This window comes from Cryobacterium sandaracinum (assembly GCF_004403415.1).
GTDB classification, from domain to species: domain Bacteria; phylum Actinomycetota; class Actinomycetes; order Actinomycetales; family Microbacteriaceae; genus Cryobacterium; species Cryobacterium sandaracinum.
On record NZ_SOGO01000017.1, the window covers coordinates 17,008 to 43,632 of the forward strand.

General features: G+C 67.6%; 25 protein-coding genes. 10 read left to right on the forward strand and 15 right to left on the reverse strand.

The window, feature by feature from the left end; genetic code table 11:
- Nucleotides 1-256: 256 nt before the first annotated feature.
- The 5 genes from E3T25_RS05455 to E3T25_RS05475 all read right to left on the reverse strand — a co-directional run bounded on the left by E3T25_RS05455 (nucleotide 257) and on the right by E3T25_RS05475 (nucleotide 5,587).
- Nucleotides 257-1,327, reverse strand: a complete 1,071-nt coding sequence (locus tag E3T25_RS05455; protein WP_134372868.1) for a glycoside hydrolase family 130 protein — start codon at nucleotides 1,325-1,327, stop codon at nucleotides 257-259.
- A 2-nt stretch (nucleotides 1,328-1,329) separates the two neighbouring features.
- On the reverse strand, nucleotides 1,330-2,163 hold the full coding sequence (locus E3T25_RS05460) for a carbohydrate ABC transporter permease (protein ID WP_104099316.1): 834 nt from the start codon (nucleotides 2,161-2,163) through the stop codon (nucleotides 1,330-1,332).
- Complete coding sequence (locus E3T25_RS05465; RefSeq protein ID WP_104099317.1) at nucleotides 2,160-3,116, reverse strand: carbohydrate ABC transporter permease; 957 nt, start codon at nucleotides 3,114-3,116, stop codon at nucleotides 2,160-2,162. Before E3T25_RS05465 ends, E3T25_RS05460 begins: the two co-directional genes overlap by 4 nt.
- A gap of 3 nt (nucleotides 3,117-3,119) precedes the next feature.
- Nucleotides 3,120-4,406, reverse strand: coding sequence for an extracellular solute-binding protein (locus tag E3T25_RS05470; RefSeq protein ID WP_104099318.1), 1,287 nt, complete (start codon nucleotides 4,404-4,406; stop codon nucleotides 3,120-3,122).
- A gap of 80 nt (nucleotides 4,407-4,486) precedes the next feature.
- Nucleotides 4,487-5,587 carry a LacI family DNA-binding transcriptional regulator gene (locus tag E3T25_RS05475; protein ID WP_241980652.1) on the reverse strand — a complete coding sequence of 367 codons (1,101 nt, stop codon included), beginning with the start codon at nucleotides 5,585-5,587 and terminating at the stop codon, nucleotides 4,487-4,489.
- A gap of 146 nt (nucleotides 5,588-5,733) precedes the next feature.
- Here E3T25_RS05475 and E3T25_RS05480 point away from each other — a divergent pair, with 146 nt between their 5' ends.
- Nucleotides 5,734-7,173, forward strand: coding sequence for a lipase maturation factor family protein (locus tag E3T25_RS05480; RefSeq protein WP_134372874.1), 1,440 nt, complete (start codon nucleotides 5,734-5,736; stop codon nucleotides 7,171-7,173).
- A gap of 402 nt (nucleotides 7,174-7,575) precedes the next feature.
- On the opposite strand, the gene E3T25_RS05485 is transcribed toward E3T25_RS05480, so the two are convergent.
- Genes E3T25_RS05485 through idi form a run of 8 tightly spaced genes read right to left on the reverse strand, consistent with a single transcriptional unit; the run spans nucleotide 7,576 to nucleotide 13,665 of the window.
- Nucleotides 7,576-7,977 (reverse strand): RNA-binding S4 domain-containing protein, encoded by a 402-nt coding sequence (locus E3T25_RS05485; RefSeq protein WP_104099321.1) that lies wholly within the window; start codon nucleotides 7,975-7,977, stop codon nucleotides 7,576-7,578.
- 40 nt (nucleotides 7,978-8,017) lie between these two features.
- On the reverse strand, nucleotides 8,018-8,920 hold the full coding sequence (locus tag E3T25_RS05490; protein ID WP_134372877.1) for a prenyltransferase: 903 nt from the start codon (nucleotides 8,918-8,920) through the stop codon (nucleotides 8,018-8,020).
- A complete protein-coding gene (locus E3T25_RS16680; protein ID WP_166785956.1) occupies nucleotides 8,913-9,221 on the reverse strand; it encodes a lycopene cyclase domain-containing protein in 309 nt (102 codons plus the stop codon). The genes E3T25_RS05490 and E3T25_RS16680 overlap by 8 nt, the downstream gene beginning before the upstream one ends.
- Nucleotides 9,218-9,568: a lycopene cyclase domain-containing protein gene (locus tag E3T25_RS05500; protein ID WP_134372880.1), complete on the reverse strand. Its 351-nt coding sequence runs from the start codon at nucleotides 9,566-9,568 to the stop codon at nucleotides 9,218-9,220. The genes E3T25_RS16680 and E3T25_RS05500 overlap by 4 nt, the downstream gene beginning before the upstream one ends.
- 30 nt (nucleotides 9,569-9,598) lie before the next feature.
- Nucleotides 9,599-11,203: a phytoene desaturase family protein gene (crtI, locus tag E3T25_RS05505; RefSeq protein WP_134372883.1), complete on the reverse strand. Its 1,605-nt coding sequence runs from the start codon at nucleotides 11,201-11,203 to the stop codon at nucleotides 9,599-9,601.
- A complete protein-coding gene (locus E3T25_RS05510; RefSeq protein WP_134343338.1) occupies nucleotides 11,200-12,093 on the reverse strand; it encodes a phytoene/squalene synthase family protein in 894 nt (297 codons plus the stop codon). The genes crtI and E3T25_RS05510 overlap by 4 nt, the downstream gene beginning before the upstream one ends.
- Nucleotides 12,090-13,133: a polyprenyl synthetase family protein gene (locus E3T25_RS05515; protein WP_104099327.1), complete on the reverse strand. Its 1,044-nt coding sequence runs from the start codon at nucleotides 13,131-13,133 to the stop codon at nucleotides 12,090-12,092. Before E3T25_RS05515 ends, E3T25_RS05510 begins: the two co-directional genes overlap by 4 nt.
- Nucleotides 13,126-13,665 (reverse strand): isopentenyl-diphosphate Delta-isomerase, encoded by a 540-nt coding sequence (idi, locus tag E3T25_RS05520; protein ID WP_134372886.1) that lies wholly within the window; start codon nucleotides 13,663-13,665, stop codon nucleotides 13,126-13,128. Before idi ends, E3T25_RS05515 begins: the two co-directional genes overlap by 8 nt.
- 157 nt (nucleotides 13,666-13,822) lie before the next feature.
- On the opposite strand from idi, the gene E3T25_RS05525 reads away from it, so the two are divergent.
- On the forward strand, nucleotides 13,823-14,350 hold the full coding sequence (locus E3T25_RS05525) for an adenine phosphoribosyltransferase (RefSeq protein ID WP_134372889.1): 528 nt from the start codon (nucleotides 13,823-13,825) through the stop codon (nucleotides 14,348-14,350).
- 158 nt (nucleotides 14,351-14,508) lie between these two features.
- Complete coding sequence (locus tag E3T25_RS05530) at nucleotides 14,509-14,955, forward strand: NUDIX hydrolase (RefSeq protein ID WP_104099545.1); 447 nt, start codon at nucleotides 14,509-14,511, stop codon at nucleotides 14,953-14,955.
- A gap of 13 nt (nucleotides 14,956-14,968) precedes the next feature.
- Here E3T25_RS05530 and E3T25_RS05535 read toward each other — a convergent pair whose 3' ends face one another.
- Nucleotides 14,969-17,467, reverse strand: a complete 2,499-nt coding sequence (locus E3T25_RS05535) for an ATP-dependent DNA ligase (RefSeq protein WP_134372892.1) — start codon at nucleotides 17,465-17,467, stop codon at nucleotides 14,969-14,971.
- Nucleotides 17,468-17,535: 68 nt separating this feature from the next.
- Between E3T25_RS05535 and ku the strand changes: the two genes are divergently transcribed.
- The 5 genes from ku to E3T25_RS05560 all read left to right on the forward strand — a co-directional run bounded on the left by ku (nucleotide 17,536) and on the right by E3T25_RS05560 (nucleotide 20,928).
- On the forward strand, nucleotides 17,536-18,399 hold the full coding sequence (gene ku, locus E3T25_RS05540) for a non-homologous end joining protein Ku (protein WP_134372895.1): 864 nt from the start codon (nucleotides 17,536-17,538) through the stop codon (nucleotides 18,397-18,399).
- 47 nt (nucleotides 18,400-18,446) lie between these two features.
- The gene (locus E3T25_RS05545) at nucleotides 18,447-19,100 is read left to right on the forward strand and encodes a CDP-alcohol phosphatidyltransferase family protein (RefSeq protein WP_255409007.1); all 654 of its coding nucleotides are present in this window, start codon (nucleotides 18,447-18,449) and stop codon (nucleotides 19,098-19,100) included.
- Nucleotides 19,101-19,149: 49 nt separating this feature from the next.
- Nucleotides 19,150-19,563 (forward strand): FHA domain-containing protein, encoded by a 414-nt coding sequence (locus E3T25_RS05550; protein WP_104099541.1) that lies wholly within the window; start codon nucleotides 19,150-19,152, stop codon nucleotides 19,561-19,563.
- Entirely contained in the window at nucleotides 19,563-20,261 is a 699-nt protein-coding gene (ftsR, locus tag E3T25_RS05555; protein WP_134372898.1) for a transcriptional regulator FtsR, read from the forward strand. The genes E3T25_RS05550 and ftsR overlap by 1 nt, the downstream gene beginning before the upstream one ends.
- Before the next feature lie 115 nt (nucleotides 20,262-20,376).
- A complete protein-coding gene (locus E3T25_RS05560; RefSeq protein ID WP_134372901.1) occupies nucleotides 20,377-20,928 on the forward strand; it encodes a MerR family transcriptional regulator in 552 nt (183 codons plus the stop codon).
- 100 nt (nucleotides 20,929-21,028) lie between these two features.
- On the opposite strand, the gene E3T25_RS05565 is transcribed toward E3T25_RS05560, so the two are convergent.
- Complete coding sequence (locus E3T25_RS05565; protein ID WP_134372980.1) at nucleotides 21,029-21,835, reverse strand: ParA family protein; 807 nt, start codon at nucleotides 21,833-21,835, stop codon at nucleotides 21,029-21,031.
- A 77-nt stretch (nucleotides 21,836-21,912) separates the two neighbouring features.
- Here E3T25_RS05565 and E3T25_RS05570 point away from each other — a divergent pair, with 77 nt between their 5' ends.
- Complete coding sequence (locus E3T25_RS05570) at nucleotides 21,913-25,317, forward strand: pyruvate carboxylase (protein WP_134372904.1); 3,405 nt, start codon at nucleotides 21,913-21,915, stop codon at nucleotides 25,315-25,317.
- A 36-nt stretch (nucleotides 25,318-25,353) separates the two neighbouring features.
- Nucleotides 25,354-26,607, forward strand: coding sequence for a MinD/ParA family ATP-binding protein (locus E3T25_RS05575; RefSeq protein WP_241980653.1), 1,254 nt, complete (start codon nucleotides 25,354-25,356; stop codon nucleotides 26,605-26,607).
- The last annotated feature ends 18 nt before the right edge of the window (nucleotides 26,608-26,625 follow it).

Below are 26,625 nucleotides of genomic sequence, written 5' to 3' on the forward strand. Positions count from 1 at the left end.
GAGGATACCTTAAGGAGCACACGTAGTCGAGTGTCACTCAACTTTGTGGATAGCAGTTTCGTATCTTTGTTCAGCAGTACGGCTGTTTGGCCGCGCGGCGCCACCGATGATCGTTTGCAGCGTCAGCGGTGCGCCTGCTTCCACACCCTGCGCCACGAAAGCCGAAGGCGGCCTCCCGGGGATGAGCCCCGCCGAGACCGCCATCAACAGACAAGCGCTCAAGCGCTCACGCACGCCAACGCCAGAACCTGAGCCCCTACGAGCCCATGCGATCCAGGCGCGCCACGCCGATCTTCGAGTCGGCCATGCCGTAGAACACGAACAGCTGCCCCGCGATCTCCTCGATCGCGGTCGGAAACACCACGTTCGGCACGATGCCGCTGATCTCATCGGGCGTCTCCGCCTTGAGCAGCGGCTCCGACGTGCGCTTCAGCACGATGGTCGGGTCGTCCGCGTCGAGAATCATCGCTCCGGCCGAGTAGTTCACCTTCTGCTGCTGCGAGAACGCGCCGTCGATGGTTCCGGTGACGCCGTGGTGCATCAGCAGCCAGCCCTCCGGCACCCGCAACGGGGCAGGGCCGCCGCCGATCTTCAGCTCTTCGAACGCGAACTCCGGCCCGGCCAGGAAACGGTGGCCGCTCCAGAAGGTGAGCTTCGTGATGTCGGCGAGCACATCCGCGACCGGCAGATAGCTGATCCAGATGCTCTGCCGGGTGTCGGTGACGCCGGCGGGAACACGGATGCCCTCACCCGGCTTGACCTCGCCCAGATCCCACATCGGGCGGTGCAGCACGGCGAAGCACTCGACTCCATTCGGGCCGGCGACCGGCTCCGGGAAGAACACGGTGTCTTTGTTGTGGAACAGGTTCAGGTCCATGTCCAGCGTGTCGTCGAACGCGAACAGCGCCGGACCGAGCCGGCGCCACTCGCGCAGGTCCGAGGACACGGCCACGGCCGTGCGCGGGCCGAGGGGGCCGTAGGCGACGTAGGTCATCACGTGTAGGCCGAGCCGGGGAACGAAGGTGATCCTGGGATCTTCCACTCCGGCGTTGTTCGCGCCGCGCTCCCAGCCGCGGTCCGGTGCAAGAACGACACCCTCGCGTTCGACGCCCGTGGGTACGCCGTCGGTGATGATGACCTTTGCGAGTCCGACGCGGGAGACGTTTCCGGTGGCGACCAGTCGGGGGAGCAGATACAGAGTGCCGTCGGCAGAGTGCCCCGTGCCGGGGTTCAGCACCCCCTCGGCCTCGAGGTCGTTGCCCGCTTCGGGCGTCATGATGACGCCCATTCGGGTCAGGGTGTAGGGGAATTCAGTGGGGTTGGGCATTTCTAACCTTTCACGCCGGAGCCGATATTGTTCGACACGAAGTGCCGTTGGAAGAGGAGGAACAGGATCACAGCAGGGGCGGCCAGGACGCAGGCCCCGGCGAGAACCGCCCCGAACGGGTTCGCCGCTGTAGCGGCGATATTGCTGAGGTAGTTGGCGAGTGACACGGCGAGAGGCTGGAGGGACGCTTCCTTGGTGATCAGGAACGGCCAGAGGAATTCGTTCCACGGTCCGATGAAGGTCAGCAGCACGACGGTCAGCAGGGCCGGCCGCACCAGAGGCAGGGCGATCCGCCGCAGGATCCGCAGTTCGCCGGCGCCGTCGATGCGGGCGGCATCGAACAGATCCTTCGGAATCTGCAGGAAGTACTGCCGGAAGATGATCACGGCAGTCGAGTTGATGGCGAACGGCAGGATCATGCCCAGATAGTTGTCGGCCAGTCCGTAGTCCCGGGCGATCATCACGTAGAGCGGGATCATCAGCAGCTGGAACGGCACGACCTGCACGAGCAGTGCGAGAGCGAAGGTGACACCGCGTCCGCGCCACTGCAGCTGGGCGAGGGCGTAGCCCACTAGAACACCGAAAACCACGGTGAAGAGAATGACGCCACCCGTGAAGATCCCCGAGTTGAGCAGCCCCTGCAGCAGGTTGATCCGGCTGTTGATGTCACCGTAGTTGTCGAGCGTCAGGTTGGCGGGGTTCGGGAACGCGCCGGCGACAGTCGGGTCCGGTTCCTTCTGGAGCGAGCCGATGACCATGTAGTAGAAGGGGAACAGGAACACAAGCGCCCCGACCGTGAGCACCACACCCCGCAGGATGTTCTGCCCGCGGCTCATGATTCGTCACCGCCTGCAAGCTTGCGCTGGATGAACGCGAGGATGAGAACTCCGATCACGAGGATGACGCCGATCGCGGCCGCCGTGTCGGGCGACCCCTGTTCGATCCCGCGTTGGTACATCATCAGCACGGGTGACGAGGATGCCCCGTTCGGGCCGCCGCCGCCGGTGAGCAGGTACGGCTCCGTGAAGAGGTTGGCGCCGGTGACCGTCGAGAGCAGCAGCACGAGCACAGTCGCCGGGCGTACGCCCGGCACGGTGACCGAGAAGAAACTTCGGATCCTGCCCGCGCCATCCGTTGAAGCGGCCTCGTACAGTTCCTCCGACACGTTCTGCAGGGCGGCCAGGTAGAGCAGAATGAAGAATCCGAGGCCCTTCCAGGTCACGAAGATCGCGATGGTGGGCATGGCCCAGTCCTCGTTGATCAGCCACGCCGGATCGGGCGCGAGCGGCCCGAGAATCTGGTTCACGAGGCCGTTGCCGCTGAACAGGAAGATCCAGACGCCGACGACGGCGACGCTCGCGGTCACGTAGGGCACGTAGTAGGCGACGCGCAGGAAGGTGCGGAACCGCACGGCCTTGTTCAAGGCGGTGGCGAGCATGAGCGAGAGGATGACCGTCAACGGCACGTTGATCAGCAGGAAGACTCCCACGTTGCCGAAGGAACGGATGATGGCCGGGTCGGCCAGCACTTCCCGAAAATTGTCCAGGCCGACGAATGGCCGGTCCACAGCGGCGCCGGGTGCTGCGAAGAAGTAGTCGTGGAACGACATCCAGAAGGCGAAGACCAGCGGGTAGGCGAAGACGGCCAGAACGAAGATGAGGTAGGGGGCGCTGAGCAGGAGCCCGAATGGGTTCTTGCCCAGAAGGGGGTGTTTGCGGCGGCGGGGGCCCCCGCCGGGAGGAGTTGTGCTCCTCCCGGCGACGGTCCGACTCGCGGTTGACTGGGACATCCGTTACGGCTTGGAGATCAGGGTTTTGATCTTCTCGGCGGCGGAGTCGAGGGCGGCGGGGATTTCACCCTCGCCGGTGATGACCGACTTCGTGTACGCGTCGCGGAAGGCCTGCCAGGCGGCGACCGAGCTGGAGACGTTGGGAACCTCGACCATGCGGGATGCCTGGTCGCCGAACTGCTCGTAGGCCGGGTTGGCCGCGAAGTACTCCGGGTACACCGTTGGGAGGTCCTCGCGGAGCGGCATCTGGCCGGTCAGCTCGAGAAGCTGTCCGTCCTGGTCCTCGCTGGTGGCGAATTTCAGCACATCCCAGGCGGTGGCCTGGTTCTCGCAGGCCGTGAACATTCCGACGTTCTTCGCGTCACTGAACGTGTAGGTTTCCTCGGCCGGAGTGCCCTCGCTGGTGGGAACGGGAACCGCACCCCAGTTCACGGCGTCCTTATACACCGACACGGCCCACGGGCCGACGATGGACATCGCGGCCTGGCCATCGGCGAACGAGTCGCCCTGGTACTGCTCTTTGCCGGCAAGACCCTCGGCGTACAGGGTCTTCCAGAACTCCGCGACCTTCGCGCCGTCCTCGTCGTTGAAGGTGGCCTCACCGTCTTCGATCAACTGCGTGCCACCGGTTTCGGCGGCGTAGAGCGGGTAGAAGTCGAACCAGCTCTGGAAGAACTGACTGGTCGGGGCCGGGTAGATGGCGTTCGGCGCGGCGCCGCTCTCGACGAGGGTGCGCGAGGTGGCGAGGAATTCGTCGTAGGTGGCCAACTGGGGGTTCTCGGCGTCGAGTCCGGCGGCGGTGAACATGTCCTTGTTGTAGAAGATCATGACGGGGTTGGACTTCCACGGCATCTGGAAGTACTTCGCGTCGGCGCCCTGGTACTGCTCGGCCGTGTCGCCGCTGCGTGCCTCGATGTAGGCGGCGCCGTCCTCAAAGCTGGAGAGGTCGACGAGACCACCCTGCTTCTCGAACTGCGGCACCGCGACCGGGGCCGTATTGAATACGAGGCAGGGGGCGTTGCCGGCCGTGATGGCGGCACCGATGACCTCCTCGCTGCTCTTACCGGCCGGGATTTCCTGCGCCTTCACCTTTTCATCCGGGTTCTCGGCGTTCCAGGCCTCCACCATCTGCTTGCCCCAGGCGATCTCGGTTTCGTTGTTCGAGTACCAGATCGTGATCGGCCCGCGGTTGGTGGCCGCGTCACCCGTCGTCCCCCCTGACGCGCAAGCGCTCAGTGCCAGGGCCACTGTGGCGGATGCCGCCGTAACGGTGAGAATCCGCTTGGCCATTCCATTGCTGTGCATGTGGTGCTCCATTTCTCGAAACCCGCAGCAGCCTTGCTGCGGTAAACATGTGTCAGCGCTGTGGGTCAGCCGTGGGGCGGGGCGGTCGACCCGCGCACCACGAGCCGGGCCGCCGGGAGGTCCACGTCGTCCGCCGAGCCGTTCTCCATCAGGGCCAAAAGCGTGCTCGCCGCCGCGCGCCCCCACGCCATCGGTGCTGCGCTGACGGTGGTCAGGGGCGGGTACACGTAACGGCAGAAGTCGATGTCGTCGTAGCCCGTGATCGAGAGGTCGTCGGGGACCCGCACGCCCAGCTTGTGCGCCATGCCGAGACCGGCGATGGCCATCGGGTCGTTGGCGTAGACGATCGCAGTCGGGGGCGTGTCCTGGGTCAGGAGGCGCCGAGTGGCATCTGACCCGGCGCCCACGGAGAAATCGGTCTCGACGGTCTGCCCCTCCGGCAGGCCCGCCTCGCGCAGGGCGGCGGCGAAGGCCGCGCGCCGGCGGCTGCCGTGCAGCAGCGTCGAGCTGCCCGCGACGTGCGCGATGCGGCGGTGGCCGAGGGTGGCGAGGTGAGCGACGGATGCCATCACACCAGGTGTGTCGTCCACGGTCACCGCGGGGAAGGGGCTGGGCCCGTCGGGGCGTCCGAGCGTGACCGCCGGCAGACCCAGCTCGGCGAGGAGCGGGATGCGCGGGTCGCCGTGGCGGAGGTCGCTGAGGAAGACCCCGTCGACGCGCCCGTCGGCCACGAGTGAGCGGTAGGTCTTCAACTCGGTCTCCTCGTCGGGAACGACGCTGAGCACGAGGGCGCGACCTTCCGGGGCAAGGATGCTCTCGACGCCCGCGATGAAGGAGGGAAAGAACGGGTCGGAGGCAAGCACGTCCGGGTTGCGGGCGATCACGAGGCCGAGCGCGTAGGACCGCTGCGTGGAGAGCGACCGGGCGCGGAGGGACGGCTTCCAGCCCAGCTCCTTGGCGACCTGAAGGATGCGCACCCGGGTCTCGGGGGCGACTCCGGGCCGGTTGTTGAGAGCGAAGGAGACGAGGCCCTTGCTGACGCCGGCCCGCTTGGCGACCACCTCGATGGTGACCTTTGGGGGGTTCGCGACCGACTTCGCGGCGGACTTCGTGGTGGACTGAGCGGTGGGGTTCACGGTGGTGGTGGCAGGAATGTTCGCAGGCACGTTTCTGGGCCTCCTCATTGACAGCCGACCCAACCTGAACCGGTTTAGAAAGGCTATACCGGTTTAGTTTCCCCCGTCAAGGGGGCGGCTCCGATTACAGCCGGTCCGATTGAACCCAGGCCGGGGAAGGCCTAGATTGTGCGCAAATGGACTGGTTCGGGGCCGGAGAATACGAGATCGCGCGGCAGGTGCTGCAGCGCGGGGTGGCTGCCTGCTACCTGATCGCCTTCGTTTCGGCCGTCAACCAATTCCCCGCGCTGCTCGGCGACCATGGCCTGCTCCCGGTGGCCCGTTTTGTGGCCCGCGTGAGGTTCAGCGCGTCGCCGAGTATTTTCCACTGGCATTACTCCGACCGGATGCTGCGTTCCCTCGCCTGGTCCGGCGCCGCCGTGGCGGCCACGCTCGTGGCCGGCCTGCCGCAGCTCGGGTCGCCCTGGCTGCCGATGGTCGCTTTCCTCCTGCTCTTCGTGGGCTACCTGTCGATCGTCAACGTCGGCCAATCCTTCTACTCGTTCGGCTGGGAGAGTCTGCTGCTGGAGGCCGGTTTCGTGGTGGCCTTCCTCGGCTCCGAGCAGGTGGCCCCTCCGCTCTTCGTGATCCTGTTCTGCCGCTGGCTGCTCTTCCGGCTGGAATTCGGCGCCGGCCTGATTAAGATCCGCGGCGGCCGGGAGTGGCGAGACCTGACCGCTCTCTATTACCACCATGAAACGCAGCCGATGCCGAACCCGCTCAGTTGGTTCGCACACCATCTGCCCCCGTGGTTCCACCGCGGGGAGGTGATCGGCAACCACTTCGCGCAGCTGGTCGTGCCGTTCTTCCTCTTTGCGCCCCAGCCCGTCGCATCCGTCGCGGCCCTGATCGTGATCCTCAGCCAGTTCTGGCTGGTGCTCACCGGCAACTTCGCCTGGCTGAACTGGATCACCATCGTGCTGGCCTTCTCTGCCGTCGACGACGCCACGCTGCGCGCGGTGCTGCCGTGGCTGCCGGCCGGGGAGGCCGCACCGGATGGCCCGCTCTGGTTCGTGATCGTGGTCAGCCTGGCCACCTCCCTGCTCCTGGTGCTCAGCTACTGGCCGCTTCGCAACCTGGTCGCCCGCCGGCAACTGATGAATGCGAGCTTCAACCGGTACCATCTGGTGAACGCCTACGGTGCGTTCGGCACGGTCACCCGGCAGCGCCACGAGGTGGTCGTCGAGGGCAGCGACGCCGCCGACCCGACTGACGAGACGGGCTGGCGCGCCTACGAATTCCGCGGCAAGCCCGGCGACCCCGAGCACCGGCCCCGCCAGTTCGCGCCGTACCACCTGCGCCTGGACTGGCTGATGTGGTTCCTGGCGCTCGGCGACCCGGGCACCCGCTGGTTCGAGATGTTCCTGGCCCGCCTCCTCGAGGGCGACCGACCCACGCTGCGGATGGTGCGGGTCAACCCGTTCCCGCAGGCCCCGCCCCGCTACGTGCGCGCCCGGGTCTACCGCTACCGCTACTCCACTCCGGACGAACGCCGAGAGACCCGAGAGTGGTGGGTGCGCTCGGAGGTCGGCCTGCTCGTGGCCCCCATCACCCTGGCCTGGAGGTCCCGTGCCTGACGTCGACGTGTTTGGAGCCGGGCCCACGGGCCGGGGGCGGCGCTCGTCCTGGCCCGGACCGGGCTGAGCGTGCACGTCACCGAGCGGGAGAGCCGGCCCGCCGGCGCCCAGCGCACGGAGAAGCTGAGCATCGTCGACGGCATCTTGGAAGACGCCGGTTCCTTGGCTCTACCTCTGCTCGGCCTCCACCCTGCCGGGCCCGGCCGTGCGCGGCATGAACGGCAGGTAGGCCGCCACCCTGGCCGCGCCCGTCTGGCTGCGATTCCACCGTCGTTTCGGCGGAGAGCCAGAACGAGGGGTGAATGTCCGAACCGCACCGCCCGGCTGCACGGGCGGTGATCTGGCACATCCGGCGACACGCGAGCTCGGCCGGGCCTGACCCACGACTGAGCCGGGACGCTGCTACTCGTCGTCGGGGCCAGGCGGCAGCACCTCGGGCGCCCGAAGCTTGTCGATCTCGCGGCGTTCGCGCTTGGTGGGACGGCCGGCGCCGCGGTCCCGCATCGGGAGGAGCGCCACCTCCTCGCGCGGGGGCGGCGGGGGAGTCTGGTCGACGAAGCACTCCGCCGCGACTGGCGCGCTGACCCGTTTGACCATGATCTTCGACACGACCAGGATGCGGTCGAAACCGCTGATGCGCACCCGCACCTCGTCGCCGATCCGCACGGTCTGCGCGGACTTGGCCCGCTCGCCGTTCACCTTCACGTGACCGGCTCGGCAGGCGGCCGTGGCCTGGGAACGGGTCTTGAACATCCGCACGGCCCAGGTCCAGCTGTCGACACGGGCGGTGGTCAGAGGCTCCATCCCTCGACTCTACGGCGCGCAGGCCCGAACGGCCCGCACCCTAGAAAGGCCCGAGCTTCCCCCAGGCGATCAGCAGCATGGTCACCAGGAATCCGGTCAGGAAGTTGAGCCAGAGAAAACGCGTCCAGCCGGCGTTCGCGGTCTCGGACCGCTCGTCCGACACCGACCGGAACGGCCAGGCCGCCAGAATGTAGGGCACCGCGAGCACCGAGGCCAGCAGCCCGGGCCAGCCGGCCACAAGCATGAGCAGTCCGGCCAGGGCCCAGAATGCGATCGCGAGGCGCACGGTCCGCGCGGCGCCGAGCGCGGTCGCGATCGAGGCGATGCCGCCTTCCCGGTCGGGCACGACGTCCTGCACGGCGCCGAACGCGTGGCTGGCCATGCCCCAAAGGAAGAACGCGGCGAGCAGGGCAACCAGGCCGGGCGTCACGACGGCGCCGGCCACTACGAGACCGTAGACGGCGGGGCTGACGAAGTGGGTGCTCGAGGTGATCGAGTCCACCATCGGGCGCTCCTTGAACCGCAGTCCCGGAACGGAGTACGCGGCCACCGCGAACAGGCTCACGGCCAGAATGAACCATGACCACGGATGCTCCGCGCCGGCCAGGACGAGCATCGCCACCAGCATGGGCACAGCCGTCACGATTCCGGAGACGAGCACCGTGCGGTGAAGGACCGGGTCCAGCATGGCTCCCTCGACGCCGCCCTTGCGCGGGTTGCGCAGGTCGGACTCGTAGTCGAAGACGTCGTTGATTCCGTACATCAGCAGGTTGTACGGAATGAGGAAGAAGAGGGTGCCCACCAGCAGCAAGGCGTCCACCCGGCCGGTCGTCACCACATACGCGGCGGCAAACGGGAACGCCGTGTTGATCCAGCTCAGCGGCCGTGACGAGAGCAGCACCTGCCGGGTCTTCCAGAGCGGTGGGGTGCGAGTCTCAGTCATTCGGTTTTCTTTCCAGCAGAGCCCAGAGCGCGGGCAGCAGGAGCGCTGCCGCAACGGGATAGGCGAAGTCTTCGATCGGGGCCAGGCCGATCCGCAATCCAAAGATGCGGCTGGGATCGTAGTCGACCAGTCCGACCCCGATCATAATGCTGTCGAAAACGGCCGTGAGCACGAGCACGGCGGCCATGGCGATCCCGGCGGCACGGATGCTGTGCCGGGAGAGCCGGCCGCGGCGCACGGCCGTGAGGAACACAGCCGTGCCGAGCAGAAGGAAGACGGTGTTCAGGAGCAGGTAGGTCACCCGTCGCTCCCCTCTTCGACGCCGGCCCGTTTGGCCCGGGAGGCGAGCAGCAGGCGCGCCCCCTGCACGGCGTTCATGGTGAGGTAGCAGAGAAAGGTGAGGAAGAAGAACTCCTCCACGGGCAGCTCCGGGGCCAGCTGCAGACCGGTCATCAGGGTCGTCTCGCCCCGGTAGAAGATGCCCAGGCCGATTCCGAAGAGGTCCCAGACGAGGAAGTACACCAACCCGACGCCGAGCACGATGGCAGCTCGCACCGGGTTCCGCCAGAAGAACAGCCGGAAGCGACGGTCGAGCAGCACCATCGCCCCCAGGCTGAGAAGCAGGGTCAGCAGATACGCGAACGTCACAGCACTACCGGATTCACTGTGCTGCCGAAGTCACTGGGCTTCCGGCAGCGGCGCCCGCACGGAGTTCGGCAGCGGTTCCGGGAGCGGTCCCGTGCTCGTGTCCGAGTTGATCCGCTTGAGGAGAATTTCAGCGCTGATCAAGCACATCGGAAGTCCGATGCCCGGGATGGTGGTTCCGCCGGCGTAGAACAGACCGTCGACCTTCGCGGAGGCGTTGGAGCCGCGCAGGAATGCGCTCTGCCGCAGGGTGTGCGCCGGGCCGAGGGCCCCGCCGCGCCAGGAGTTGAGGTCGTCGGCGAAGTCGCCGGGTCCCACCGTGCGGCGCACCACGATCCGCTCCGCCAGGTCGGGAATGCCGGCCCAGTCGCTGAGCTGTTTGACGGTGTCATCCGCGATCTTCTCGATCGCGGCCGAGCCTTGGCCGTTGATCCCGCCGTGGCCGAGGCCCGGGTCGGCGGGGATCGGCACCAGCAGGAACATGTTCGTGTAGCCCTCAGGGGCGACTCCCGGGTCGGTGGCACTGGGCATACAGGCGTAGAAGGAGGCCGGCGAGGGCACGCTGGTCTTCTTGCCGAAAATACGGCCGAAGTTCTCGGCCCAGTCCCTGGTGAAGAACAGGCTGTGATGTTTCAGCTCGGGCAGGTCTCCCTTGATGCCGAGCATCACGAGCACGGCGCCCGGACCGGAGACGCGTTTCCGCCACCAGCGCTCGGGGTAGGTCTGCGCGGATGCCGGCAGCAGCTCGGTCTCCGTGTGGTGCAGGTCGGCGGCCGAGACGACCGTGTCGGCGTCGAGGGTGACACTGGTGCCGTCGCCCGTGCGATAGCTGACCCCGGCGACGGCGGTTGCGGCGCCCGGGGTGGTGTGGATCGCCGTCACAGTCGCCTCGATGATCACGGTCACGCCCTGAGCTTTCGCGATGTCGGCGATGCTGTCGATCAGCCGAGTGAACCCACCCTGCGGGTAGAGCACGCCGTCGGCCATGTCGAGGTGGCTCATCAGGTGGTACATCGACGGGGTCTGGTCGGGCGAGGAGCCGAGAAACACGGCTGGGTAGCCGAGGATCTGGCGCAAACGGTGGTCCTTCACATAGCCGGCCACGAACTTGTCCAGCGGCTGCAGCAGCAGTCGGGCCAACCGACCGAGCCGCTTCAGGACATCCGGAACCAGCAGGGGTGTGAAGGAGGCGAAGCTTGTATACAGGAACCGTTTGACTGCCATGTCATATGTCTCTTTGGCCGAGACGAGGTAGCGGTCGAGGGCCGCGCCCGCACCGGGTTCGAGGCTTTCGAACAGACGGATGTTGTCGGCCCGCTCGGCCGCGATGTCCACCGGCTCCGTCGTGCCCTCGAAGAAGACCCGGTAGCCCGGGTCGAGGCGGGTTAGGTCGAGCTGTTCCGCGGAGGATGTGCCGAACAGCCGGTAGAAGTGGTCGAACACCTGCGGCATCAGGTACCAGGACGGCCCGGTCTCGAACCGGAAGCCGTCGACGTCCCAGAAGCCGGCCCGGCCGCCGAGGGTGGCCTGCGCCTCGAGCAGGGTGACCTGGTGGCCGTCCCGGGCCAGCAGCGCGGCGCTGGCCAGTCCGGCGATGCCGCCGCCGATGACAACGGTGTGCCTGGTCGGTGCGCTCATCGCTTCCACGCTCCCGGTCCGAACGACGCGGTGAGTGCAATCATGATTTTCTCCGGATCCGGCACCCGTACCCGGGCGCTCATCAGTTCTCGCGCGGGGGTGACTCGCAGCTTCGCCGACAAGCGGGCGAAGAGGTGGTGTGCAGCGGTGACCGCGCGGCGGCTCCCCACCGGGAGCATGGGCAACACGCGGGCCGCCGCGTCGAGGTCGGCGTCCATGTCGTCGAGGAGTTCGTTCTTCTGTGTTTCGGTCATGGTCAGCAGGTTCACACCGGGAAAGTAGTTGCGGCCGAGGGCGTCCCGGTCGGCGGCGAGGTCGCGCAGGAAGTTGACCTTCTGGAAGGCCGCGCCGAGGCTCCGGGCACCGGCCTCGAGAACCTGGAGCTCATCGGTCGTGCACCGCGTGTCCTGCACGAAGCAGCGCAGACACATCAGCCCGATCACCTCGGCCGAACCGTAGATGTACTCGGCCACTCCGGCCGCGTCGAACGGCGACGGGTCGAGGTCCCGGCGCATCGAGGCGAAGAAGGGTGTGGTCAGGCTGGTGTCGATTCCGGCTTCCCGGGCGGTCGCCGCGAAGGCGTGCACGACCAGATTGGTGCTGTAGCCCGACCCCATCGCCTGGCTGGTCTCCCGTTCGAGCGCGTCCAGCAGGTCGCGCTGGCCGTCCACGTTCACGCCGGCCTGGCTTGCGGCGCCGTCCACGATCTCATCGGCGACCCGGACCAGGGCGTAGATGGTGCGCACCTGGCTGCGCACGCGCGGCTCGAGGAGACGGGCCGCGAGGCCGAACGAGGTGGAATAGTGGCCGATGACCGTGGCGGAGCTGGCCCGGGCCGCGGCGTTGTACTTCGCGATGCCGGTGTGGTCGTCGGGGCTGTCACGTTTCATCGGCTGCGATTCACGGCGGTGCCTGCCAGGGTGGTGAGCAGCGCGCGCAGGGGCGCCGGTACGGCGGCCGTGTCGAGCGCGGCCACGGCGCGAGTGCAGTGGTCGGTGGCCAGCTCATCCGTTGCCTGCAGGGCACCGCAGTCACGAAGCAGGCCGCGCACGGTGTCCGCTTCCGCCTCGGTGAGGTCGGCCTTGCCGATGAAGGGGGCGATCTCTGGCCAGCCGCGGGTGGTGCCCGCGTGGGCGATCAGGGTCGTCTGCTTGCCTTCCCGCAGGTCGGTGAGCACGCTTTTGCCGGTCTTCTCCGGGTTGCCGAAGACCCCGAGAACGTCGTCGGTCAGCTGGAAGGCCACGCCGATCAGGCGGCCGTAGGCGCCGAGCACGTCGATCGCCTCGGCCGAGCCGCCGGCCAGGATGGCGCCGGCCTGCAGGGGAGCCTCGAACGAGTAGACCGCCGTCTTCTGCTCCAGGGTGGAGATGACCTGGGCCACCGTGAGCGGATGCTTCGACGCGGCGTTGGTGACGTCCGCCAGTTCCCCGGCAGCGGAGACGAACACCGCTCGATCGAGCAGGTCGAGCAGGCGGCCGCGCAGTTCGAGCTCGACCGGCAGCATCGCGAGGGCGCGGTGGGCCTCGCTCAGCGCCAGGTCGCCGGCCAGGATCGCGGCCGTCGCGGCCCACGCCCCGGCCTGGTCGCCGGCTCCGTGGGCGAGGGCGCGCTCGGTGAACTGCCCGGCGATGTTGGCCACGCCGCGGCGGGCGAGGTCGTGGTCGATCACGTCGTCGTGGATCACGAAGGCCGTGTGCAACAGTTCGAAGCTGACCGCGACCGGAGTGGCCAGGGTGAGGTCGGTGCCGCCGAGGCCGGTGAACGCAGCCAGCACCAGTGCGGGGCGCACACGCTTGCCGCCGCTGCTGGCCTGCTCGAGAGAGTCCCAGAGCGCGACATAGTGTTCGCCGTAGTCGCTGGCACGCAGGCGGGCGGCGGCGAAAAAACGCTGCAACTCCGTCCCTACCCCGAGCGCCTGGATTTCATGCATCGAAACTGGTCAATTCCTGGAGCTGCAGCCCCAACCAGGGGCTGAACGCCCACGGGGCGTCCCGCACCGAGCGCTGCAGGGCGGCCGGCTCCACCCAGGCAAATTCCATGACCTCGTCCGGGTTGGGTACGGGTTCGCCGGTGGCGCGGGCCAGGTAGACGGGGCAGATCTCGTTCTCGACGATGCCGCTGCTGTCGACGGCGCGGTAGCGGAAGTCAGTCAGGGTGACCGTCAGGTTCGCAATCGAGAGTCCGAGCTCGAACAGCGCGCGCCGCTCGATGGCAGCGGGAAATTCCTCGCCCGGGAGCGGATGGCCGCAAAAGGAATTGGTCCAGACGCCCGGCCAGGTCCTCTTCGACAGGGCGCGTCGGGTGACGAGAACCTCGCCGGCCGGATTGAGCACGTGGCAGGAGAAAGCGAGGTGGAGCGCGGTGTCTGTGTCGTGCACACTGAGCTTCGGGGCCGTACCGATTTCGCGGCCGGACTCGTCCAGCAGGACCACGAGTTCTTCGAGCACTTCGACCGGCCGCATTAGCCATCCCTTCGGGTGATTCAGTCAAGATACCGGAAAAAATACCTAATCTGATTAGCCAAATGCGAGGCTAGCACGGGGCCCTGTCCGAACCGTCCATTGAGGGGCGTCGGGAGGCCCGCACGGCATCCGTCGGCCGCACGCTTAAACTCGTGGGGTGCCCACCCCCGCTGCAGACCATGTCAACGCCCTTCTCGCCTCGTACCAGGATTTTCCGCAAGTGGGCATCCTCTTCCGCGACCTCAACCCGGTGTTCGCCGACGCCGCCGCTTTTCGAGCGCTGATCGACGAGCTCGCCGGCCGGTTCCAGGGTGAATTCGACGCGGTGGCCGGCATTGAGGCCCGCGGCTTCCTGCTGGCCGCGGCGATCGGCTACGCGGCGGATGTCGCCGTGCTCGCCGTGCGCAAAGGTGGCAAGCTCCCCGGATCGGTGCTGAGCGAGGAGTACGACCTCGAGTACGGCTCGGCCTGCCTCGAGCTCGAGATCGGCCAGCTCGCGCCGGGTTCCCGCGTGCTGGTCGTCGACGACGTGCTGGCCACCGGCGGCACGATCGCCGCGACCGCCCGGCTCATCGAGCGCGCCGGCTACCGCCTGACCGGCGTCGGCGTCGTGCTGGAGCTGACCGAACTGGTCGGCCGAACGCGCCTCGGCGACGCTCCTGTGCACGCCATCGTCGCCCTCTAACCCGCCCAGGTACCCACTCGGCGCGGCTCGCTCGTCGTGGCGCACCCTCTGAAAGCCGGCGCACGATCTACCGAGCGCCACCATCCAAAGCCTGCGCCGCGAGTCGAACGCAACTCAACACGGTGCGTATTCACGGGACCGTGGCGCATGCTTGAGCCATGAGCACAAACGGTGACGGGTGGGTGTACGGGCCCGACGGCCGCAAGTTTTGGGGTCTTTTCGGGGCGGCCGGCCTGCTCGTGCACCACGAGGAGCTGGGGGTGCTGCTGCAGCACCGCGCGCTTTGGAGCCACCAGGGTGACACCTGGGGGCTGCCCGGCGGGGCGCGCCACGAACACGAGAGTGCGCTCGAAGCGGCTCTGCGGGAGGCCCGCGAAGAGGCCGGCGTGCCCCCGGAGCTGGTCTCCGTGCAGTTCAGCTCCGTGCTCGACCTCGGTTTCTGGTCGTACACGACGGTCGTGGTGCGCGCCACGAAGCGCTTCGAACCCGTGATCAGCGACCAGGAGAGCATCGCGTTGCGCTGGGTACCGCGCCACGAGGTCGACGCGCTGCCGCTGCATCCTGGCTTCGCCACCAGCTGGCCGGCCCTACTCGCCCGCCTCTGAACCCGCACCGCCATTAAACCCGCACCACCTCGCCCGGTGACTTGTCCGGCCGCCAACCGCGCCAGACCGGGTGGCGCGCTCGCCCCGTGCCGGTCCATTCGGAGAATTCCACCTCGCCCACCAGCACCGGGCGCACCCACCGCGCATCGCGGGCGCCGGCGGGCGGGATGCCGGTGAAGGGGTTGTCCACCGCAGCGATGGCATCCAGTCGCGCCCGCAGGTCCTCGAGGTCTGCGTCCCGGAACCCGGTGCCGACCCGGCCGATATAGGTCAGCGTGTCTCCGTTCGGAATCCCCAGGAGGAGGGAGCCCACGGTGTCGGCTCGGCGCCCGTTGCCCGGTCGCCACCCGCCGATCACCGCCTCCTGGGTGCGATGGTGCTTGATCTTGATCCACGATCGGGACCGCCGACCGGCCTCGTAGCGCCCGTCCCGGGTCTTGGCGACGATCCCCTCGAAGCCGAGCTCGCTGCTGGTCGCCACGGCCTGGGTGGAGTCGCCCGTGAAGACCGGCGGCACCTGCACCGCACCGGACCCGGTGACAATCTCCTCGAGCACACGGCGCCGGGCCGTGTACGTCAGGTCGAGCAGCGGCTCCCCGTCACGTTCGAGCACGTCGAAAGCCAGAAACCGCACCGGGGTGGATGCCTCGGCCGCTTCGATCTGTCGGCGACCGGTCAGGCCCAGCCGCGTCTGCAGCAGCCCGAAGTTCGGCCGCCCGCCCGCGTCCATCGCGACGATCTCCCCGTCGAGCACCGCAAAGTCGGCCGAAACCGCTCCCGGCAACGCGCGCACCAGCTCGGGATACGCGTGCGTGATGTCGCTGCCGTTCCGGGTGAACAAGCGCACGTCCGGGCCTAGGCCGGCGGCTCCGAGATAGGCGAGCGCGCGGATGCCGTCCCACTTCATTTCGTAGGTCCACTCGTCGTCTTCGGACAGGTCGGCGATGGAACCGGGCGTGGCAAGCATGGGCCCGTATTGTGTTCGGCGTGCGGACCGGCCGCCCGTTTTGGCCGTCGCGCCCGCCCCGGTGCCCACGTCCCCGGCCCGCCGGGCCGGCCGTGTCTTCATCAGGTGGATCAGCCAGTTCCGGTCGGCCACGTCCGTGCCCTTCGTGCGGATCAGGGCAAAGCGCCGCGTGCCACCGAGCCTGCCGCCCGGTTCGCCGTGCAGCACGGCGATCACCTCGTCATCCCGCCACTTCTCCAGCTCGTAGCTGCCGTGGTCCCAGATGCTCATGGTGCCGGCCCCGTATTCGCCGGCCGGGATATCACCCTCGAACGTGGCGTATTCGAGCGGATGGTCCTCGGTGCGCACGGCGAGCCGATTCTTCGCCGGATCGGTCGGCACCCCGCGCGGCAACACCCACGACGTCAGCACCCCGTCGTGCTCGAGCCGAAAGTCGTAGTGCAGGTTGCGGGCGTGGTGCTCCTGAATGACGAATGACCGACCCGCGGATGCGTCCGGCGCACCGGTCGGCATCGGCTCCGAGGTGCGGGAAGCGTCTCGTTTGCCGAGGTAGACGGCCAGCGCACCGGCTCCCGCCCCGGCGCCTTTACCGGTCTCGTCACCGGCACCACCGGCATCCGTGGTGCCCCGGCCGGAATGTGCCTCGAGCAGCGCGGCCAGCGGGTCCCCGCTACGCTGCACCCGGTGCATCGCCTGCTTGTAGTCGATCTGTGCGAGCCCGGGGGAGGCCAGTTCCCGCCAGGTGCGCGGCATGGCCACCATCGGATGCAGCGTTCCGCGCAACGAATACGGGGTGATGGTCGTCTTGTGGGCGCTGTTCTGGCTCCAGTCCACGAACACCCGCCCCGGTCGATGAGCCTTCTTCATATCGCTGACGATGAGGTCCGGATGGTCGGCTTCGAGCGCGCGGGCCAGCTCGTGTGCGACCTGGGAGACCTGGTCCGAGGTGTGCGTGAGGTCCAGCGGTGCGTAGAGGTGGATGCCCTTCGACCCGCTGGTGACCGGCAGCGGGTCCAGGCCCATGTCCCGCAGGATGGCCCGGGCCAGACGGGCGACCTCCGCGCACTCGTCGAGGGTGACCCCGTCGCCGGGGTCCAGGTCGATCACCAGTCGGTCCGGGTTGCGCGGGCGTCCACCCCGGCCGAACTGCCACTGCGGAACGTGGATCTCCAGCGCCGAGATCTGGGCGAGCCAGGTCAGCGTCGCGAGGTCGTTGACCAGCGGGTACTCGCTCACGTGGTTCGAATGCTGGATCGGCCGGCGTTTCACCCAGCTCGGCGTCGCCTGGTCCAGGTTCTTCTGGAAGAACACGTGTCCGGGTGCGTCCCGGGTGCCCACACCGTGTACCCACCTCTTCCGGGTCGCCGGGCGGTTCGCGGTGTGCGGGATCATCACGTCGGCGATGAACGCGTAGTAGCCGAGAACGTCGGCCTTCGTGGTCCCCGACTCCGAGTAGAGCACCTTGTCGAGATGCGTGAGTGTGATCCGGTGTCCGCCGACGGTGACGACCTGGCGGGAGTCAGGGGAGGGCGGCCGCTCGTTCATAGCTCCAGCATGCTCTCGCGGCCACAGCGTGCCTAGCCCTCTCGGCGCACCGGGTGTGTACTGAAGTGATGAGATCGATCTGGAAGGGCGCGATCACCTTCGGGTTGGTCAATGTGCCCGTCAAGGTCTACAGCGCCACCGAAGACCACGACGTCGCCCTGCACCAGGTGCACGACGCCGATGGCGGGCGCATCCGTTACCAGCGCCGGTGCGAGCGCTGCGGACGGGTCGTCGACTATGCGCACATCGACAAGGCCTGGGACAGCGGCGACAAGACGGTTGTCATCACCGACGAGGATCTGCGCACGCTGCCGGCCGGGAGAAGCCGCGAGATCGAGGTCGTCGAGTTCGTGCCGAGCGACCAGCTCGACCCGATCATGTTCGAGCGCAGCTATTTTCTCGAACCCTCCGGCTCACCCAAGGCCTACGTTCTACTGCGGCGTGCGCTCGACGCCACCGACCGCACCGCGATCGTGCGGTTCGCGCTGCGGCAGAAGACCCGACTCGGTGCCCTCCGGGTGCGCGGGGACGTGCTGCTGCTGCAGTCGCTGCTGTGGGGCGACGAGGTGCGGGCCGTTGAATTCCCGATGCTCCAGGAGTCGGTGCGCATCTCCGCCCAGGAGCTCGAGCTTTCGGCCGCACTGGTCGACTCCTTCGCCGCCGAGTTCTCGCCGCAGGATTTTCGGGACGACTACCAGGACCAGCTCCGCGAACTGCTCGAGGCGAAGCTCGCCGCGGGCGAAGCCCTCGACACCGAGCTCACCTTCGGCCGCGAACCCCGGGAAGGCGAGGAAGGCGGGGGAGAGGTGCTCGACCTGATGGAGGCCCTCCGCCGCAGCGTGGAGCGCAGCCGCGGCCAGGCGAAGCCGGGCGCGTCGGATAAATCCGAGAAACGCGCCGACAAGGGGCATAAACGGGTGTCGGGAAACTGACGAGGCCGCATTCCGGTTCGGCCGCCGCGTCGGTAGACTCGATGATTGTGACAGGGGCAGAGGGAACCGGCGTCAGCTCAAAGGTGATCACCCTGCCCAATCTGCTCAGCATGCTGCGCCTTGCGCTGGTGCCGGTCTTTCTGGTCGTGTTGGTGCGCGGAGAGGATGCCTGGGCGCTCCTGGTGCTGATGGTGGCCAGCCTCACCGATTTCCTCGACGGCTACCTGGCCCGGAGGTTCGGCCAGATCACGCGGCTCGGCCAGCTGCTCGACCCGGCCGCCGACCGGCTGTACATCTTCGCCGCCCTCCTCGGACTGGCCTGGCGCGACCTGATGCCCTGGTGGATCGTCCTGGTCATCGTGGGACGGGACGTGTTCCTGCTCGGACTCGGCGTCATCCTCGCGAATTACGGATTCGGGCCTCTGCCCGTTCACCAGCTCGGCAAGGTCGCGACCTTCTGCCTCTTCTACGCCCTGCCGATGATCATGCTGGGAGAGGCCTTCCCCACGGTGTCCTGGTGGTCGCTCCCGGTGGGCTGGGCCTTTGGCATCTGGGGAGCGTTTCTTTACTGGTGGGCAGGCATAATCTACGCCGTCGAGACCGTCCGGGTGATTCGCATTCCGCGGGCAATTCAGCCCGTTCCATCCGATACGCTGGAGGACCAGGAGGTGTACGGTGAACGATTCCAAAAAGACGAATGAACCCCAGCGCAAGGCCGCGCCCGATAACTATTCCAATACCGACACGACGATGACGTTCGGGCAGGAATTCGCGGCCCAGCTGGCATCACTCGACGGTGACGTCACGGCCGAAGAACAGGAAGCCATCGCGGCTCTGCCCTCCGGCTCGGCGCTGCTCGTTGTCCGGCGCGGCCCGAACGCCGGCGCTCGTTTCCTGTTGGATGCGGACGTGACCACTGTGGGCCGTCACCCCAATGCGGACATCTTCCTCGACGACGTCACGGTATCTCGTCGGCACGCGGAGTTCCTGCGCCACGAATCCAAGTTCGAGGTGAAAGACCTGGTGTCCCTCAACGGCACGTATTTCGACGGGGTCCGCATCGACACCGCGCTGTTGCACGACGGCGCCGAAGTCCAGGTCGGTAAGTTCCGGCTGACGTTCTACGCCTCGCGGCACGACCTCAAGCTTCAGGCGAGCGAGTAGTGCCCGCGTCCGCAGCCCGGGCCAGAGCGCCGGGCGCGACGTCACTGCTCAGCATCGGACAGGTGCTTGCCCGGCTCACGCCGGAATTTCCGGAACTGACCCCGTCCAAACTTCGGTTTCTGGAGGAACAGAGACTGGTCGCGCCGGCGCGCACGGAGTCTGGCTACCGCAAATTCTGCGCCGGTGACCTGGACCGGCTGCGCCTGGTCCTCTCCATGCAGCGCGATCACTACCTCCCCCTCAAGGTCATCCGGGGCTACCTGGCCGACCTTGACGCGGGCCTCTCGCCGACCCTGCCCGGCGGGGTGACGCCGGGACCGTCGATGCTGTCGATCGCCCGCCGGCTGGACCGCGACGAACTGCTGCGCGAAGCAGGGGCCTCCGCGATGCTGCTGCACGACGCCGTTTCCGCATCGATCATCCTGCCGGCCGACTTCTACGGCGACGACGCGCTCAGCGTGCTGCGGGCCCTGGTCGAACTGCAGCGCAGCGGAATCGAGCCCCGCCACCTGCGTGGATTCCGTGGCGCGGCCGAACGCGAGCTCGGCCTGATCGAGAGTGCCCTCGTGCCGCTCTCCCGCCGTAAAGACGCATCGAGCCGGGCTAAGGCCGCCGAAATGGCGGTCGAGATCGCCGGCCAGCTCGAAGTGATCCGCGGCAGTCTGATCCGTTCTGCCCTGGGGCGCCTGACCAAGTAGTCGAGCCCGACACGCCAATTTACTCGACCGGATGTCGTTGATCAGGACGGTCCGCCTCGGTAGCGTAGATGCAGCGATCATCCGTATCGCAGACCCACCTCCGAGAGGCCATCGTATGAGCGAGCTGAATCAGCGTGACGATGCCTCGCGCTACGGACTCGGCCTTCTCTTCACCGACGGAATGCCCGAGCTCGACGACAACCTCGGCTACCGTGGCGCCGTGGCGGCCCGGGCCGCCGGAATCAGCTACCGTCAGCTCGACTACTGGGCCCGCACCGACCTGGTCCAGCCCACCGTGCGCGGTGCTGCCGGCTCGGGTTCCCAGCGTCTCTACGGCTTCCGGGACATCCTGGTTCTCAAACTGGTCAAGCGGCTCCTCGACACCGGCATCTCGCTGCAGCAGATCCGCACAGCGGTGAACCAACTGCGCGAGTCGGGGGTCAACGACCTCGCCCAGACCACCTTGATGAGCGACGGCGCCAGCGTCTACCTGTGCACCTCCGACGATGAGGTCATCGACCTCGTCAGCCGCGGTCAGGGCGTGTTCGGCATCGCCGTGGGCAAGGTGCTACGCGAGGTCGAGACGAGCCTGGTCGAACTGGAGACCCTTCCGATCGACCCGTCGGACGAGCTGTCCCTTCGCCGGGGCAGCCGCAAGGTCTCTTAGCGGAGCGTTCACACGCAGTCGACACGATCGGCTGACGCTGTGCGGCTGACACTAACCGGTCAACCTATCCGGTCAACGTTGTCCGGCTGACGCTCCCTGGCTAGTGCTGTTCCGCGTACTCGCCGATGCGGGCCGTGCGCAGCACGCGTTCGAGCAACTGATCGAAGTAGCGCGCCATTTCCTGGGCGCTGTCGCCGGGCCAGGTGTGCAGCGGCTTCGCTGCGCCCTGCGCCTGCTGAAGCGAGGTGCGTTCCGGCAGTTGCGGGCTGAGTACGAGCGGGCCGAACATGTCGCGGAGTTCCTTGATCCGGAACTGGTGCTCGAGAGACGCCACGCGGGCACGGTTGACGATGATACCGAGCGGCTGCAGACGAGGGCTGAGTCCGCGGCGGATCTCTTCGATCGCGCGCAGCGCCCGGTCGGCCGCGGCCACGGAGAACAGGCCGGGTTCGGTGACCACGGCAACGCGGTCACTGGCCGCCCACGCGGTGCGGGTAAGGGCGTTCAGCGACGGAGCACAGTCGATCAGAACTAGGTCGTAGTCCTTTTCGACCGTGGAGAGTGCCTCTTCGAGCTTCCAGATGTCGCGGATGCTCGGGTGCGGCCCGTCGAAATTAATGGCCGACGGGCTGCCGATCATCACGTCGATGGTGCCGGGGCGGCCGCGCGTCCAGCCGCTGGGAACGATGGCGGCGCGAACGACCTTCTCCTTGGGAGAGGCGAGCACATCGGCGATGTTGAGGTGGCCGGTGACCTCGATGTCCATTCCGGTTGACACATCCGACTGCGGATCAATGTCCACCACCAGGGTTCGCACGCCGCGGGCGAAGGCAGCGGACGCCAGACCCAGGGTTACCGTGGTCTTGCCTACTCCTCCCTTGAGGGAGCTAACGCTTAGTACGTGCACAAGTAGATACGTTACCTTCACTAGTCTTGGAGAACCTAACCGTCAGCTGTGCGCGACGTCACGCTTGAAAGGTCTGCATGTTTACGAAAATTCTTGTTGCCAACCGCGGGGAAATCGCGATCCGGGCTTTTCGGGCGGCTTATGAGCTGGGTGCCAAAACCGTGGCGGTGTTCCCTTTCGAGGACCGCAATTCGCTGCACCGCCTGAAGGCCGACGAGGCGTACCAGATCGGCGAACCGGGACACCCGGTGCGCGCCTATCTCACGGTGAGCGAGATCATCCGGGTGGCCAGGGAGAGCGGAGCCGATGCCATCTACCCCGGTTACGGCTTCCTTTCGGAGAACCCCGAGCTGGCCCTCGCGGCCCGCCAGGCCGGCATCACCTTCATCGGCCCGGGCGAGCACGTGCTCGAGATGGCCGGCAACAAGGTCACCGCGAAGGAGCACGCCATCGCGGCGGGCGTTCCGGTGCTGGGGTCCAGCGCGCCCTCACGCGACGTCGACGAGCTGATCGCCGCGGCCGACGATATCGGGTTCCCGATCTTCGCCAAGGCCGTCGCCGGCGGCGGCGGCCGCGGCATGCGCCGGGTGGCTCAGCTGAGCGATCTCCGCGGCTCCCTTGAGGAAGCCATGCGCGAGGCCAACAGCGCGTTCGGCGACGCGACCATGTTCCTCGAGCAGGCCGTACTGCGGCCGCGTCACATCGAGGTCCAGATCCTGGCCGATGCTTCCGGCGAGACCGTGCACCTGTTCGAACGCGACTGCTCCGTGCAGCGCCGCCATCAGAAAGTCATCGAGATCGCTCCGGCGCCGAACCTCTCTGACGAGATCCGCCAGCGTCTGTACGCCGATGCGGTCGCCTTCGCCCGCTCGATCAGCTACGTGAACGCGGGCACGGTCGAGTTCCTGCTCGACACGGTCGGCGAACGCGCCGGCCAGCACGTGTTCATCGAGATGAATCCGCGCATCCAGGTCGAGCACACCGTGACCGAAGAGGTGACGGATGTCGACCTCGTGCAGTCCCAGATCCGCATCGCCGCGGGCCAGACGCTCCGTGAGCTCGAACTCACGCAGGACAAGATCGTGTTGCGCGGGGCGGCCCTGCAGTGCCGCATCACCACCGAGGACCCGACCATGGGATTCCGCCCGGACACGGGCAAGATCACCACCTACCGCTCGCCCGGCGGCGCCGGCATCCGGCTCGACGGCGGCACAATCAACCCCGGTGCCCAGATCAGCCCGCACTTCGACTCGATGCTCGCCAAGCTCACCTGCCGGGGCCGGGACTTCCCGTCCGCCGTGACCCGATCCAAGCGCGCCCTGGCCGAGTTCCGTATCCGTGGCGTGTCCACGAACATCTCGTTCCTGCAGGCCGTGCTCGACGACCCGGACTTCGCGTCCGGCAACCTGAGCACCTCCTTCATCGATGAGCGCCCGGAGCTGCTGCGCGGCCGCGCCTCCAAGGACCGCGGCACGAAGATCTTGAATTGGCTCGCCGACGTGACCGTCAACAAGCCCAACGGGGTGCCGCTGACCCTGCTGAACCCGGCCGAGAAGCTGCCGAAGCTCGATCTGTCCGAACCGGCTCCGGCCGGCTCCCGCCAACGGCTCCAGCTGCTCGGCCCGGCCGGCTTCGCCGCGGACCTGCGTGCCCAGACCGCCCTGGCCGTGACGGACACCACTTTCCGCGACGCCCACCAATCACTGTTGGCAACCCGGGTGCGCACCCGCGACCTCGTCGCCGTGGCCCCGTATGTGGCCCGGATGACCCCGGAGTTGCTGTCGATCGAGGCCTGGGGCGGCGCCACCTATGACGTGGCGCTGCGCTTCCTCGGCGAAGACCCCTGGGAACGACTGGCGTCGCTGCGAGAGGCCCTGCCGAACATCAACGTGCAGATGCTGCTTCGCGGCCGCAACACGGTCGGCTACACTCCGTACCCGACCGAGGTGACCGATGCGTTCGTGCGCGAGGCCGCCAAAACAGGCGTCGACATCTTCCGTATCTTCGACGCCCTCAACGACGTCTCGCAGATGCGCCCGGCCATCGACGCCGTGCTGGCGACGGGCTCCTCCATCGCCGAGGTCGCGCTCTGCTACACGGGCGATTTGCTCGACCCGGCCGAGAAGCTTTACACCCTGGACTACTACCTCCGGCTCGCGGAGCAGATCGTGGAGTCCGGCGCGCACATCCTCGCGATCAAGGACATGGCCGGCCTGCTGCGCCCCGCCGCGGCCGAGAAGCTCGTCACCGCCCTGCGGTCGCGCTTCGACCTCCCGGTGCACGTGCACACGCACGATACTCCGGGCGGCCAGCTCGCCACGCTGCTCGCGGCCAGCCGCGCCGGCGCCGACGCGGTCGACGTGGCCAGCGCCCCGATGGCCGGCACCACCAGCCAGCCGTCGGCGTCGTCCCTCGTCGCCGCGCTCGTCCACACCGAACGCGACACCGGCATATCCTTACAGGCCGTCTGCGACCTCGAGCCGTACTGGGAAGATGTACGCCGGGTCTACCATCCCTTCGAATCCGGTCTGCGCGCGCCCACCGGCCGCGTCTACAAGCACGAGATCCCCGGCGGCCAGCTGTCCAACCTGCGTACGCAAGCGGTCGCGCTCGGCCTCGCCGACGACTTCGAACTGATCGAGGACATGTACGCCGCGGCCAACGACATCCTCGGCCGGGTACCGAAGGTGACGCCGTCCTCCAAGGTGGTCGGCGACCTCGCCCTCTACCTCGCCGCCGTGCGTGCCGACCCGGCCGACTTCGCTGAGAACCCGGGCAATTACGACGTGCCCGACTCCGTGATCGGCTTCATGGCGGGGGAGCTGGGCGACCTGCCCGGCGGCTGGCCCGAGCCCTTCCGCAGCAAGGTTCTCGCCGGGCGCAACGTCCGCGTCGGAATCACCGAGCTCACCCAGGAGGAACGCGCGGCCTTGGGCAGCGACGGCCTCACCTGCCGAATGATGCTGAACCAGCTGCTCTTCCCGGCGCCCACGCGCCAATTCGAGCAGATCCGGGAACTCTTCGGTGACCTGTCCGTGCTCGACACGGTGGACTACCTCAACGGTCTCCAGCAGGGCATTGAGCACGCGGTCGAGATCGACAAGGGCGTGCGCCTCTACGTCGGGCTTGAGGCCATCGGCGAGGCCGATGACAAGGGCATGCGCACCGTCATGACCACGCTGAACGGACAGCTCCGACCCGTGTTCGTGAGGGACCGCAACATCACGGTCAGCATCAAGGTCGCCGAAAAAGCGGATGCCAACCGGCCGGGCCAGATCGCCGCGCCGTTCTCCGGGGTGGTCACCCTCCAGGTCGAGGAGGGCGACACCGTCGAGGCCGGGCAGGCCGTCGCCTCGATCGAGGCCATGAAAATGGAGGCCGCGATCACCTCGCCCATCGCGGGAAACATCGAACGGGTGGCCGTGCCGCGAACCCAGCAGGTCGACGCGGGCGATCTGCTGGTGGTGGTGCGTCCACGCTAGGCTTGGTGCGATCTATCGACGAAGGGACTGATCTTTTTGTCAGATAAGCGCACAGGCGCCGAGGCGTCCGGTCCGGACGCCTCCATCGAGCCTCTCGCCGAGCCGGGAGACGAGTACCATAGCGAACTACCGCCGCACACGATCGTGAACCTGGCGGCGGCCCTGCCGGAGAACCTGAAACGCCCGGCTACGCACACGATCGAGATCAGCACCCCGGCCGTGGCGCGCGCCGATCGGTTGTCCGCAGCCGTCACGGGGGCGGTCCGCGCCCTCTCCGGTCCGGCCGTGAGCGACGCCGTTCCGCACACCCGCCGGGAGAGTCTGCGCCCCGCCGGCGGATCGGCCCCCGAGTCCGCCGCCATGCTCACGCCCGATCGGCTGCTGGCCGTCAACCGTCGCACCAAACCGCCGCCCCGCGGAGCCTGGAACAGTTTCGTCTACTCGGCGACCCTGCATCTGGTGAACCTCGGCGACTCGGCCACGGTGCGCGCCTCCAAACAACTCGACGCGCGCATCCGCAAGGATTTCGAGGGCGGCACCCGCTTCGTGCCGATCCTCACCCGCAAGGGCGGGGTCGGCAAGACGACCGTCACCGCACTGATCGGCATGGCCCTGGCCGATGCCCGCGAAGACCGCATCATCGCCGTCGACGCGAACCCCGACCGGGGCACCCTCTCCGAGCGGGTCACGAAACAGACCCGGTCCACCGTGCGCGACGTGGTCACGAAGGCCGCGTCCATCGGCGGCTATACCGATTTCTCGTCGCTGGTCTCCCGCGACGCGACCCGACTCGACATCCTCGCATCCGACACCGACCCGCTCCTCTCCGAGGCCTTCGACGAGAACGACTACAACGTCGTCGCCGACCTGGCGGCGCGGTACTACTCGATCATGCTCACGGACTGCGGCACCGGAATCGTGCACTCCGTCATGCGTGCCACGCTGCAGCGGGCCGATTCGATCGTCATCGTCTCCGGGGGCAGCATCGACGAGGCGCGGCTGGCGTCCGAAACGTTGACCTGGTTGGAAGCCAACGGCTACGGCGACCTGGTTCGCAACGCGGTCGTCGCGCTCAACACGGCGACACAGGGCACGAATCTGGTGAAGCTGGAAGAGATCGAATCGCATTTCCGCTCTCGGGTGCGGGAGATCGTGCGCATCCCCTGGGACCCGCAGCTCGCCGCGGGCAGCATCATCTCCTTCGACGATCTGAAGCCCATCACCCGGCTCGCGGCCCGCACCCTCGCGGCCGTCGTCGTGGAGGGTCTTCCGGCCGACCGCGGCGTCTAAACCGATCCGGTACCCCTG

What these genes read in the sequence shown, in the direction of transcription:
- E3T25_RS05455 (WP_134372868.1), bottom strand. Translation starts at nt 1,327, where the DNA reads ATGCCCAACCCCACTGAATTCCCCTACACCCTGACCCGAATGGGCGTC.
- E3T25_RS05460 (WP_104099316.1), bottom strand. Translation starts at nt 2,163, where the DNA reads ATGAGCCGCGGGCAGAACATCCTGCGGGGTGTGGTGCTCACGGTCGGG.
- E3T25_RS05465 (WP_104099317.1), bottom strand. Translation starts at nt 3,116, where the DNA reads ATGTCCCAGTCAACCGCGAGTCGGACCGTCGCCGGGAGGAGCACAACT.
- E3T25_RS05470 (WP_104099318.1), bottom strand. Translation starts at nt 4,406, where the DNA reads ATGGCCAAGCGGATTCTCACCGTTACGGCGGCATCCGCCACAGTGGCC.
- E3T25_RS05480 (WP_134372874.1), top strand. Translation starts at nt 5,734, where the DNA reads ATGGACTGGTTCGGGGCCGGAGAATACGAGATCGCGCGGCAGGTGCTG.
- E3T25_RS05485 (WP_104099321.1), bottom strand. Translation starts at nt 7,977, where the DNA reads ATGGAGCCTCTGACCACCGCCCGTGTCGACAGCTGGACCTGGGCCGTG.
- E3T25_RS05490 (WP_134372877.1), bottom strand. Translation starts at nt 8,920, where the DNA reads ATGACTGAGACTCGCACCCCACCGCTCTGGAAGACCCGGCAGGTGCTG.
- crtI (WP_134372883.1), bottom strand. Translation starts at nt 11,203, where the DNA reads ATGAGCGCACCGACCAGGCACACCGTTGTCATCGGCGGCGGCATCGCC.
- E3T25_RS05510 (WP_134343338.1), bottom strand. Translation starts at nt 12,093, where the DNA reads ATGAAACGTGACAGCCCCGACGACCACACCGGCATCGCGAAGTACAAC.
- E3T25_RS05515 (WP_104099327.1), bottom strand. Translation starts at nt 13,133, where the DNA reads ATGCATGAAATCCAGGCGCTCGGGGTAGGGACGGAGTTGCAGCGTTTT.
- idi (WP_134372886.1), bottom strand. Translation starts at nt 13,665, where the DNA reads ATGCGGCCGGTCGAAGTGCTCGAAGAACTCGTGGTCCTGCTGGACGAG.
- E3T25_RS05530 (WP_104099545.1), top strand. Translation starts at nt 14,509, where the DNA reads ATGAGCACAAACGGTGACGGGTGGGTGTACGGGCCCGACGGCCGCAAG.
- E3T25_RS05535 (WP_134372892.1), bottom strand. Translation starts at nt 17,467, where the DNA reads ATGAACGAGCGGCCGCCCTCCCCTGACTCCCGCCAGGTCGTCACCGTC.
- ku (WP_134372895.1), top strand. Translation starts at nt 17,536, where the DNA reads ATGAGATCGATCTGGAAGGGCGCGATCACCTTCGGGTTGGTCAATGTG.
- E3T25_RS05550 (WP_104099541.1), top strand. Translation starts at nt 19,150, where the DNA reads ATGACGTTCGGGCAGGAATTCGCGGCCCAGCTGGCATCACTCGACGGT.
- E3T25_RS05560 (WP_134372901.1), top strand. Translation starts at nt 20,377, where the DNA reads ATGAGCGAGCTGAATCAGCGTGACGATGCCTCGCGCTACGGACTCGGC.
- E3T25_RS05570 (WP_134372904.1), top strand. Translation starts at nt 21,913, where the DNA reads ATGTTTACGAAAATTCTTGTTGCCAACCGCGGGGAAATCGCGATCCGG.